Annotated in this window: 4 protein-coding genes; 3 read left to right on the top strand and 1 reads right to left on the bottom strand. The window is 49.2% G+C overall.

Going from position 1 to position 12,407, the window contains the following annotated elements; genetic code table 11:
• Positions 1-29: 29 nt before the first annotated feature.
• The gene (locus tag MXE41_RS03365) at positions 30-1,976 is read right to left on the bottom strand and encodes a PC4/YdbC family ssDNA-binding protein (protein WP_247099370.1); all 1,947 of its coding nucleotides are present in this window, start codon (positions 1,974-1,976) and stop codon (positions 30-32) included.
• Between the two features lie 2,046 nt (positions 1,977-4,022).
• On the opposite strand from MXE41_RS03365, the gene MXE41_RS03360 reads away from it, so the two are divergent.
• Genes MXE41_RS03360 through MXE41_RS03350 form a run of 3 tightly spaced genes read left to right on the top strand, consistent with a single transcriptional unit; the run spans position 4,023 to position 12,357 of the window.
• Entirely contained in the window at positions 4,023-8,120 is a 4,098-nt protein-coding gene (locus tag MXE41_RS03360; RefSeq protein ID WP_247099369.1) for a virulence factor SrfB, read from the top strand.
• A gap of 49 nt (positions 8,121-8,169) precedes the next feature.
• Positions 8,170-11,247, top strand: coding sequence for a virulence factor SrfC family protein (locus tag MXE41_RS03355; RefSeq protein WP_247099368.1), 3,078 nt, complete (start codon positions 8,170-8,172; stop codon positions 11,245-11,247).
• A complete protein-coding gene (locus MXE41_RS03350; protein WP_247099367.1) occupies positions 11,248-12,357 on the top strand; it encodes a hypothetical protein in 1,110 nt (369 codons plus the stop codon). It abuts the gene before it with no gap.
• Positions 12,358-12,407: the final 50 nt, after the last annotated feature.

Below are 12,407 nucleotides of genomic sequence, written 5' to 3'. Positions count from 1 at the left end.
TAATGGCCTGAGCAAGTCCGGGGTCTCTTTTAGAACAATTCTTCGTACTCTTCTTCCTTCTGACTGTCGTCAAAGTTGATGCTGGAGACATAGGCAGAGCTGTCAGCTGATCCTGCAGGTGGTACTTCATCCATGTTTTGGTCTTTGGTACTGGATTTTGGCTTCCTGTTTGCCCGCTTTGCTCCAGATGCTCCTGCTGCATTGCCTGCAGAACCGGATGCTGCGCTGGAGGATGACAGGCCACTGGATAATTTGCTCTGAACATCTGAGATGCTCATACCCTGCATGTAGCTCATGGTATCTGAAGATGAGGTGTCAGCCGGGGATGGTGAAGACCATGGAGAGCTGCCGCTGTCAGCGCCCGCACCTGTCATAAAGGCAGAAGACAGGCCTGAGCCCGATGGCTGATCTGTCGGTCTATTAGCCTGGGAATATGTGCTCTGAGCAAGGGCTGATGTGTTCTGAGCCAGAGCAGATGTGCTCTGAGTCATGGCTGCTGTACTCTGGGACTGAGCTGATGAGGCCATGGCTGAGACGCTTTGAGCTGCGGCCTCCTTTGCTGCATCATCCTCTGGTGCAGATAAAGCAGGGCCTGAGCTGTCAGCTGCAGAGCATTCCTCGCTCTGGTCCCCCATAACGCTGTCGCAGCCATCACCATGTGCTGAACTGAACCTTGCGATCATGGAGCGATCATGCTCCAGTTCCTGGCGCAGCTCAGGATCATATTGCACCGCGTCCTCAAGCAGCAGTATCAGGCGCGCAGCCTCATTTTTCCTCAGGGTTACACCTTTTTTCATGTGACTGTGATCATCAGACCACACTCTGAGATCGTATTTGGGGGCATTGTTGTTCCAGGAGACCAGACACAGCTCATTTCGCCATCCTGTATTCTGATTGGCTGAAAGAAAGCCGAAGCATTTGACGATTTCAAAGACAAGATCAGGCTTTTCTCTGTCACCATAGTTTCCGGAGCGCTCATAATTGCGATCGTTCTGTCCTGGTCCGCCCCAGGAGCCTCGGTCATTGCTGCGTCCGCGTCCTGCGCCTTGCCAGTTGCGTCCTCTACCATATCGACGTTCATAGCCGCCACTGCTGCCATTGCGACCATAAGCCTGACTGTTGCTGCCCTTCCAGCTGTTATTACGCTCATAATTTCTCTGATCGTCAGCATAATAGTGATTTTGCCCGCTGTCTGAGTCACCATACTGCTGAGCTGCCCCACTGGATCCACCAGCCCCTCCCATGCCGTACTTGTGTAATGGACTGCATCCTGACGACGCTTCAGGAGCGCCACAGGAAATACAAGTGTCCTGCTCATGAGCATATCTGTCATGTCCCAGCTGTGATGACAATGTCTCTGCCTGCTGGTGCAGGTTGTCCATACTGTCCATACCGAACTTGAACAGAGGTGGGCAGGCACACTCCTGCATGCCCTGTAATGTCTGGGCATGCTTTGCAGCCGCTCCGCCGCAACTGCCCAATGGTCCCCCAGCTGTTACTGAGGCGGCAGTTTCTATATAAGCACTACTTGTCATGCCCATGTCAGCATCCTTGCCAAAGGACATCTGTGTCTCATCGCCCGCATCATCATTCACAATAATCTCAGCTGCAATGTCAGCGCTGAAGGTGTTGTCCACGCAGCAGTCCCCGTATACGCCAGCACAAGGGCTGACTCCAGCTTCCCTGGCTGTCAGGGCAGTACCAGCTGACAGGCTTACAACCGTAGACATGGCTATAGGGGCTTCCCTGGCTGCCATGGCTGTCAGGGCAGTGCCAGCTGTCTGTCTTATACTTGTAGACATGGCCATAGGGGCTTTCATGGCTGAGCGGTCAGCACTGGAGCTGCATGAGGCTGCAGATATTGCAGTCCTGTCAGCCATCTCTGTACCGACAGCGGCTACCACAGCCTCAGGCACAGCCTGATGAGGGTCACGGTCAAGGTCGTATACCTGTATGCTGGAGTTAAGGTTTGCCATAGTATTTTCCTCGGGATGGGTACCGTCAGTACACCACATGTCTGTCTGCTAATCAGAGCATGACAGTTTCAGGCAGGTCAGAACCTGAAACTGTCCCTGGCAGCATCAGTCACAGTCACGTCACCGTTGCTGCGCTTTCAGTATGCGCAAAAATCTTCCCGGTTAAAAATATCTGGCCCTTAACTGTAACCCTCCCCTGGCAGTACTCGGCTGCCTTGCCCTGACCAGCCATGCACTGCACAAAACTGCACTGAGCAGCGCTACCTTATCCTGATGCTGTCTTGAACACCTTGAGCTTCTGACAGAGTATTGCTGCTGTCACTGTTGGGTGAGCCCCTTATCTGGCAGCTGGAGCTCTGGTAAGCAGTATCTGTCTTAAGGTATAGAGGTAAGGCAAGGTACTGGCAATGGATAAAGGTACTATGGCCGTGGCTCCCACTGCCAGGTACTTATGAGTAATGAAACAGTGGCGCGTTGGATGGATGGATGGATGGATGGATGGATGGATGGATGGATGGATGGATGGATAGATAGATATATATATAGAGAGAGTGTGTGTGCCTGCCAGTGGCTGTAATATTCACAGAGCAGGCTTGAAGCTATGAGTACTGGCATATATCAGGTAGGGGAGCTGCAGCTCACTTGTTATGGTAACTGTCATGTGCTGATGACGAAGCATACGTGCCAGTAGAGATATGGAAGCGTGCCTCATGCAATGGATTGAGGCAATGTCAGGGAGTGGGCAAGCCTGCCATGCGTGCAGGCGCAGTCAATGAGGGGCAGTCTGGCTATGAGTTCAGGCACTGAAAAGGAGCAGGCAATCCTGCCATACATGCAGCTGTCATGTAGTGGGCAAGCCCGCAATGCGTGCAGGTAGCTGTCTTTGAGCAGGCAAGTCGACCATGGGTTCTGACCGTTATCAGTGAGTTGGACATGGGGGATGATGGCCGCTGGCAGGGAGAGGGCAGGGGCTATTAGCATATCTGTGCTAACAGGCACATATGTGATGGGCATATAGTGAGCTGGAAGAGAGCAGGATAATTTGCGATATTGCTCAGAAAGTGAATCTCAATTGCTGCAGCCCCTGTCTTTATCCTGTCTCTGGGCTGTCTTTATCCTGTGTTTTGCCTGTCTCAGTCCTGTTTATTGCCTGTTAATATAGTTCTGTAATCGCAGCTTAAATCTGTTGTATCAGATCTCCAGCCGCCTGTTTTGAACAGGCTGAACTTACTGTCTGCCCAGCTCATTACTGTCCTTTTGTTCTTATGGTTAATCGGGGCTGCTTTTGAGTGTATTTTTACCGTTTTATTTTCAGTTTATTTTTGCGGGGCAGATGAGGTTGGGGCGGGCGCCGACATGTCGTCAGGTCAACAGGCTGTCAGGTTGTCAGGTTAACAGTTCAGGCAGTGTCAGTTATATGCTTTAGCCTCTGCTATCAGGCAGTATGGCTTTTGATAATCGACTTTGAGGTTTCTGTGGAAGACCTCCTGTCATGTGCTCATATAATGACTGTTGCTGTGCACTATTTGGATGATTCAATGTGCACCAATTTGATGCATATTATTATCCGTATACTGTGCCTGCGCCGGGGTAAGTGTTACGTGCCTGTATACTTGTCTGTATACGTGCCGTCATCATGGTGGACCAGGGGCCTGACCATGGGCCGGGCACCGGTCACGGACTTGACTTTTGACAGTGTCAAAGAGCTCTCACAGACTGTAAATACGGGTTGTTCTGTCCTGAAATGGAGCCACGCGGGAATTTTAACTGTTTTGTGAGAATTGACGTCATGACTGGACATTTCGCTGTGTTAATATGCAAAACTGCACGTAAGTTCAGTATTTGCGGCACTGTCCTCTGCCTGGGCAGGTGCCTGTATCGCCGGACAGTCCCTTTGTGCGGTGAGCCTGGCATCAGTCAGTTCACAGTCAGTCTGCGTTACAGTTAAGTTAATTCTGACAAACATAACATACATGCTGATTTAGAGCGGGAGCAGACTCTGACCCGAAACCTGTTAGAGCAGATCAATAAACAAGGAATCACAATATGTATCCTAAGATTGTGCCTGTGAGTGGCAATATCGAGTTAATACAGAACTCGGGAATTCAATTTGTTGACTACGACGTAATTGCCGACTGGCAAACAGAAGACAAGTACAGCGTTATAAACCGCATTAAAAAGGGATACTTTCTTAAGGGAGAAGATGGCTCCTTTGTAAGACTCCTGCCTAACATGAACGCTGAAAAGGGCATGTACAGCCCTTTTGATAAAGATGTTGAAATCAACGACACCAAAATCACCATGGAGCTTGCTACCTCCCTGGAGCTTTATGAGGGTCTGTGGTTCCCTGTCCCTTATGTAAACAGCTCCAAGAAGAGCAACACTTACCATAAGCTGCCTACCAACTGGGTACGTGCGCGTTTTGTGCGGGTAACTGATAAGAATGCCATTGAAAAGTGCAAGGAACGCAACAGTCAGTACGACCACATCGAAACCGAGGACGTTGAATGCGATCCGCTCAAGGATGTTCCTCGTGACGACCGCTATGTTTTCAGCCCTTTCGAAAGAAAAAGCAAGCCTTGCTACTACCGTGTAGTACTGGCCTTTGACACCGCTACCCAGGAGAACGACTCTCCTGGTTATTTCGCCCCTACAGAAGAAGATGTAGATGCCGGCCACCCCTTTGAGCTTGCATACAGCGCCGACAACTATGCTGATTTTATCTACTCCCGTGATAACAACGGTGGCAGTGACGCTGAGCCGCGCAATGACCGTAACAACTGGATCTGGGAGTGGACCGAGAAGGTTTTCAAAGATCTCTATCGTGAGCGTATTAGAGCCAGAATCGATGACAAGAGCTTTAAAAAACTGCTTGATGAGAAGGAGCATCACCTCCACTATCTGAACGTTCTTGCCTTCATCGGTATGATGATCAATCCTCAGCCTGTTCGCATCATTGCAAACAAGACTGCATCCGCTCCTGTATACCGCTCCAAGGATATAGGTGTCTCCCTGGTTCTTGATATAGGCAATGCCCGATCCTGCGCCATCATGGTTGAGGAGAACTCAGACAGCACTGCTCAGGAAGATGATTTCTCAAACTCATACCCACTGCAGATCCGTGACCTCAACACCCCTGAAAAGGTTTATGAAGGTCCTTTCACCAGCCGTGTTGAGTTTACCCGTGCCAATTTCGACTATGACGGCACTTCTGCTCGTTCAGGCCGTAACAATGCATTCATATGGCCTTCCATGGTACGTGTAGGCGCTGAAGCTGACAATCTTGCCCTTCGCCGTGAGGGCAGCGAGGGCATGTCAGGCATGGTGTCGCCAAAGCGCTACATCTGGAATACAGACGCTAAAGAAAGTGCTGACTGGATATTCAACAGCAAGTCCTACCAGACAGACAGTGCCATCATAGATGGAAGACTGAACAAGGTAAAAGAGAGAGCCTATCTGAGCAGTATTGGCTCATTCTTCACCAGTGAGGGCAAAGCTGTTTTCGCTCTGGACAGCGAGAGACTGAGCAACAGAGAGGTTATGGAGTCAAGGTTCTCCAACAGCTCCATGATGACCTTTATGATTATTGAGATAATCATGCAGGCTCTTACTCAGATGAATTCCGTATCTCAGCGTACCAGCCAAGGGAATGGGCAGGCGGCAGGGGCGCCACGCTATCTTAAGTCCATTATCCTTACCACACCGCCATGCATGAGCGCCGAAGAGCGTGAGCTCTTCCGTGGATGCGTTTACGAGGCGGTAGGTTCTCTGTGGAAGGCCCTTGGCTATGACAGGACAGCCAATGTCGAGTTCAAGACCAATGCCGTCTTAAAGAAAGAAGATGAAGCCAAAGGACTGGAACAGCAAAGATTCATCTATCCTCAGTTGCCTGAGGTAGAGATGGGCTGGAATGAGGCCGAAGCAGGTCAGGTGGTCTATATCTACAATGAGACGCAGAAAACATTCAAGGGACGCTGTAAGGATTTCATTGCCTCAATGCGCCGCTCTGTAAGTGGCAACAGAATTGGTGAAGTGCTTGTTGAAGAAGGCAGGGATCTGATTTCAGCCCGCTTTGCTACCCTTGATATCGGCGGTGGAACTACTGATCTGGTTATCAAGGACTACTCTTTCGTAAAGGATGCTGAAGAGTACAGTGAGGATATTCAGCCACACGATATTTATAAAGATGGCAGCAAGATTGCCGGTGATGACATTCTTTATGATCTGATCCGCAACTGCATTCTGCCAAGAATATCTGAGGTGCTGGAGAGCACTCCCAATATTTACCATGAAAAGCCAATGCTGGCTCTGGTTGGTCAGGATAAGCAGAACAGGATGATGAGAATCCGCTTTGTGCAGCAGATTCTGGCAAGACTGGCCTATAAGCTTCTCTATCATCTGGAGCATCTTGACCCTGAGGCAACTTCACTGGTTATTTCTGCAACTGTCCGTGAGTTCCTTGAGGACAAGGAGGTCAACAGCTCCCTGACTAATAATGACGATCGCATGGGACCTTTTGAGCTGCCATCACCTGAGGTGGAGCGCTTTGTCAACAACATTATCGGTGAGCATGTTGAGGGCTTTTCCATACTTGATATGAACATGAGCTTTGACATTGCCGCGATCAACAGAGCAATCAGCAATGGCAGTGGACGCTTTGACATATGCCGTACTCTGGACAGGTTCTGTGAGATTATCACCACATTCAATGTTGACCTGCTGATGCTGACTGGACGTTCTTCCAAGATCCCTGGTATCAGAGCTTTCTTCATGCAGCGTCTGAACATTCCTGCTTCACGCATAGTAAATATGCATTCATACAGATGCACTGACTGGTATCCGTTTAACCGTGAAGCCAGTTCCATCGGCGACCCTAAGACCACTGCATCTGTCGGTGCTTTGATCAGCCATATGAAGCTTGGTCTTAACAAGTTCCCTAACTTCAGGTTCAACTCGGCCCCATCAGACAATGTCAACACTGCTCATTATGTCGGCATTATGACCAAGAGCACCATCAAGGACGAGTCAGTTCTTTACAGGTATACGGCTGACAGATCACCTAAGAGCGACAGTGATCCGGAAACCAGGTTCAGGGCTGAAGAGTCAAGCAAAAATGGATTTGTACTGAAGTTGCCTATGCAGCTGGGTACCAGAGTTCTTTCAGATCCTACTGTTCCGGCCGCACCTCTGTACAAGCTGGTGTTCCTTGAGGATCCTGACAAGGTCATGGAGGTGCAGAAGGCACGTCTGTTAAAGTACGAGTCTCCTGACTGTAGTTCGGTTAAGAGTCTTTTTGACAAAATGGTAAGCAGTAAAGCAAAGGAAAAGCTCGATAAGGCAATGGAGCTGGCAGGCAAAATTGAACAGCTCAAGAGTGCTGACGGTAATGATGAGATCAATCGTAAGGTTGAGAAGTTCGAGAAAGACCGTACCAGTGAGCTGGACAGTAAGCTGCGGCAGGAATGTAAAGCTAAATACAGTGATCTGAGCCAGTTCTATACCGACCATGAGCCTGCTCCTCCAAAGAAGAGACCTATTATTGGTGGTGTGAGCGAGAAAGAACAGAAACGTTACAACGATGAAGTTCAGGCCCGTGAAAATGCTGCTAAGGTGCTTCAGGATGCGGCCATCGAGGCTGAGTATAAGAAGCTTTATACTGAGAAGGTAACTGCAGTGGTTGAGCGTGAGACTAAAGAGAAGGCCAGTGCTTTAAGCTCTAATTCCAAATCAGAAGCAGATCTGCTTGAATATGATCTTATGGATATTATCGACAGTGCACTTGAGCTTAACATAAAGCATGTACGTGATGAGATTGCTAAAGCAATTGCCGAGCTCAAGCCAAAACTGCAGTCAGGCAGAGAAACTCTGATCGCCAGCATCAAGTGTATTGGTGGCGAGGAAAGTCCATACCCTCTGCACTTCATCAGAATGCTTAATAAGGATCCTAATGAGGATGATGATAATGATCAGGTTCATTATGTTGATACCTTTGACATTGATTCTGTGGAGCTTGAATCAAACGGTCGCTCTTATAAGGAGCTGTTCAAGCTTATGCTCTGGACAGTTGAGGACGGTGCCCCTGATTTCTTTATGAACAGTGGAATCATCTCAGTTACAGGTACAGGCGCAGAAAACAAGCTGTAATTTCATCCGGCCCGCCCTGATGCGCGGGCCTTTGCAGGAATAAAGAATAATGCAAAAGGAACTGATTAATGCAGCTTATGCTGCTCAAATGGCCGGAGTATGGCTTGACCGTAACAGGGGGCTGGAGCCTGATTTAAACGACATGGCTCCGCAGCTTATTGCTGATCTGGCACGTGCTGCCAATTCTGCAGAAAACAATTCATTCAATATCAAACCGAACTCAACTGTAGCCGTATTCGGTCCTTCTCAGGCCGGCAAGAGCTATCTTATTTCCGCCATGGCCGCAGATGAGAACGGCCAGCTGCTGACCCACTGGGATGACATGGAAATCAACTTCATTACTCATCTCAATCCTCCTGGCGGTGATAAAGAGGCTACCGGCATGGTAACCAGACTGACCCGTTGCAAGTCCGACTGCCCGAAAAACTTTCCGGTAAAGCTCAAGGTATTTAAGGAAATAGAGCTGGCCATGATTCTGCTCAACACCTACTACAATGACCTTAAACCATCGGAAATCCGCCCTGTTACCGATCGCTCAATCTATGTAAAGCACCTGCACGCTCTGAACTCTTATGTAGATCAGAAGGCCCGTGAGCTTTTCCGCAGCTATCCGGCTGAAACACTCCAGGAGCTTGATACTGGCGACGCCGACGGCATGGTAATGAATCTTTCGGCCATCAACTCCTTTGATGTTCTCAGGGGCCGTAAGGTCACCATAAACGGCAATACCGAGTTTAACTACATCAGCCCTGATGATGTGGTTGATCTTGCTGACTATGTCAAGGACAACTCAGGCGGCAAGATTGAGGGATGGGATGAGATGCAGGACTTCTGGGAGCTCCTGCGCGACATGCTGCCATTTATGAATCTTGAGGGCCGTATCAGGGCACTGAGTATTCTGTGGAATAACTCTGAAGTCTTTAATGAAACCTTCAGAAAGCTGGCTTCAACCCTGTTGACCTTTGAGGGCCACACCAGTGTATATGCCCCGCGTGAAAGCTGCATAGTCAAGAACGAAGAGGGTGAATGGGATCAGCGCTCTGACGGCACCATTATTGATGTCACCAAGATAAACATGATCTTCAAGACAGCCGAGCCTCTGACCTGTGCTCTGGCAGCCCCGCGCAAGGGCGTTGCCGATGACAGTAACGATGACCGCGAGGTAGCAAAGGAAGTTTCAGTAAACACTTACCTGCTGGGCACTCTGTCCTATGAGATGGTATTCATTCTTGAGGGCAGCAGTAAGCTAGATGCCTTTGATATCCTGGATCTGCCTGGCGCCAGAAGCCGTCTGGAAGCTACTCTCAAGAAAATCGAAGACGATTGCCGTCCACTTATACAGGATTACGATTCAGCTGATCACTCAGGTGCCGAGGTTGCTTTTCAGTTTTTAGTTCGTGGCAAGGTAGCCTATCTGTTTGACCGTTACTCCAAGAACAGGGAAATGGATCAGCTGCTGCTGTGTATTCCCGCTAGCAACCAGCCGAATGTAAACGAGCTAAACACTATCATGAACAGCTGGGTAGCCAATAATGTAGGTGCAACAGCCGAGCTGCGCCACAACTTCAACTACAATCCTCTGACTGTAGCCTGTACCAGATTTGATAACTATCTCATAACCCAGTTTAACAATATCAGAAACGGAATACCTGTTAACATCACTAATGCCACCAGCAAGACTCTGGACTTCCTTAAGATGAGCAGCTGGTTCCTTAACTGGGATTCAGGCAAGTGCTTCAACCGCGTATTCCTGGTACGTAAGCCGCGTCTGGGCAAGGAATCCAATGCCTGGTTTGAGTATGCCGATGATGGTAGGACCGAACTTAAGATTATTGATAACGATGTAGACAAGATCGATAAGATCAAGAAAAGCATTCTTGAGTGCCCTGACTTTATAAATGCCATTGGCCCTGACAAGATTGACACAGTTGTAGAGAACTTCCTTGCCGTGAACAATGGTGGTGCCTCCTTAATTGCCGACTCCATCAAGAGCAATGCTCTTGATCAGAAGAAGCGTACTGAGCTGAGAGCTGATGGCGTAAAGTCCGATCTGCAGAGTGTCATTTCCCGTCTGTCTCTCTTTGCCCGCCGCGAGGGTGCCGAAGCTCTGGAGAAAGCCGCTGTCGAAAGCCGCAAGGTAGCTCTGGGACTGATGCAGTGCAATCTAATTTACCCTTGCTTTGGCCCTATGCGTTCACTGCTTGAGCTCGACTCTGACACCATTGAGAAGTGCTACCGCAAATTGAACGGTACCGGATCCAGGGTAGACGGCTTTATTCAGGCTGTCAGCCGTGCCTATCTTGAAAATCTCAACAGTCTGTGCCGCAAGGGCAATCAGCGTCTGGCCAATCTGGTCTACCTCATTTGCGATAATTATGAGAAGCGTGAGCTCCAGCTGTTCTCTGATTATGAGGATGAGTACCGCGAGGCATTCTCTTTCTGCTGGAATGAGACTGAAAAGCGTTTCAAGACCGTAGATGAGTTCAGAAACGATGTCTTTGCGCTCTTCAACAGCATCTTCAATGAGATAGGCAAGGCTTTTAACTCTCAGCAGGTACGTATCAGATACTATATGTACGAGAAGCTCAAGGACGCTGAAAACTCAGCCTATAAAGGTGATGTCGATATGCGTTTGATGAGCAATGTCATGAGCTCAATTCTCAGTGACTTCAATCTCTATCTGGGTACCAATATGCTGCCTGATGATGAGGAGAAGGAGCGCTATACATCAAAGGTGGCTCCGAATCTGGGCAAGTCCAAGGCCATGGAACGTCAGGAGCTGGCAAAATTTGCTGCTGCTCAGGCAGACAGATCCGGCATCCTGGGCAGAGATAATGGTCCGGTCAACAGCTATGTTCTTTATCAAAATCATGTCAGCAGTGAAAGCTACAAGAATGAACACGATGTGTTCTGCCAGCAGGTCGCAGTTGACGAAAACTGGCCTCTGCCGGTACTGACAAAAGAGAGCACAGGCAATTACGAGTTCAGACTGATCAGTGATTTTGTCTCGGTACTTACCTATATGATGTGTAATGTCAATATTCATTCAGAAAGCAAGTATCAGTTCTCATCTGAGGAGAATAGGCTGCTGTGCAGAATTCTCAGCACCATGGAGAGGTGTGCATAAATGTCCGATTTAGATATCCAGTCTGTTGGAAGCTACAAATATGTAGCTCCGGGCAAGGGTGAGGTCACTGTAGAGGGATTCATTCTGCTGCGCAATGCCAAGGAGCCCAAAATTGGCATTAATATCAAGATCCTGAGCAAGACTGCATCAGGCGAAAAGCCGCTCAAATACTGGCCAGATGAGGGCAATATTGATAAGAATGATGGCTTTATCTTCATTCCAATAGAACGCCTTCATCAGAAACGCCGCTCTCTGACCATTAATCTTGAGAAGGATGTTATCGATCCCATGGCATGGGCAGTCTCTGAAGAGTTTGTCCTTCGTATCAAGGGCAAGGATTACCCAAGCGGTGCTGATAAGCAGTTTGTTTATGAATTTGGCGTAGCCAACGGCAGCCATGATCGCTGTGTTACGGCCAGCTCATCAGTTCCTCCTGAAAAGGATGAAGAGTTTATTCCTAAGCAGCCAACCCAGGCCTCAGAACCTGATCCTGCATCGGCAGGTGCAGCAGCTCAGCCACCAGAGGCTGAGGCTCCAGTTACGGCAGCATCGCCAGTATCTCCTGCACCTGCTGGAGCTCCAGCACCAACTTTTGAGCGTCCAGCAGCTCCTGCTGCAGCTGCAGCCGCAGCTGCGACTCCTGCAGCGGCATCAGGTGGAAGCAGCAGGATAGCCATGATCACTGCTGCTGCCATAGCCGGTATTGCAGTACTGGGTGCTGGTGGCTGGTTCCTTCTGAGCATGCTTAATGCCAAACCTGAGTACAGGCCTTGTGACCTTGGCGAGGCCGGTCGCACTGACAGTGAGATTATCTCCGGATGTCTGAGCAGCAAACCTGCTGATGCCGATCTGCAAAGCCTGCTGGCTCAGTCCATGAAGAACGGGCGCTGTGAGATTGTGCTGCGTCTTCTGCGTACTAAGGGTCGAGCAGATGATGGTGGTAATTATGCCTACATCTATTCTGTTTATGCTGATCCTTCCAGTCAGTACAGCAACGAGTGCATTAACAAGAACGACTCTGATCACCAGTACTGGGCTCAGCGCGTTAAGGACAACAAGAGCTTCAATCCTGAGGCCGCTCAGAAAGTTCTTGAGCAGATTGCCCAGTAACAGGCTAAACTGTTGTTCCTTAGCAGTACAGTACATTGGAGATTTGAAAT

The organism is Anaerobiospirillum sp. NML120449, from assembly GCF_023051105.1.
Classification (GTDB): Bacteria; Pseudomonadota; Gammaproteobacteria; order Enterobacterales; family Succinivibrionaceae; genus Anaerobiospirillum.
Note: the sequence above shows the minus strand (reverse complement) of the source record. Positions and strands in the feature narration are given on the sequence as shown.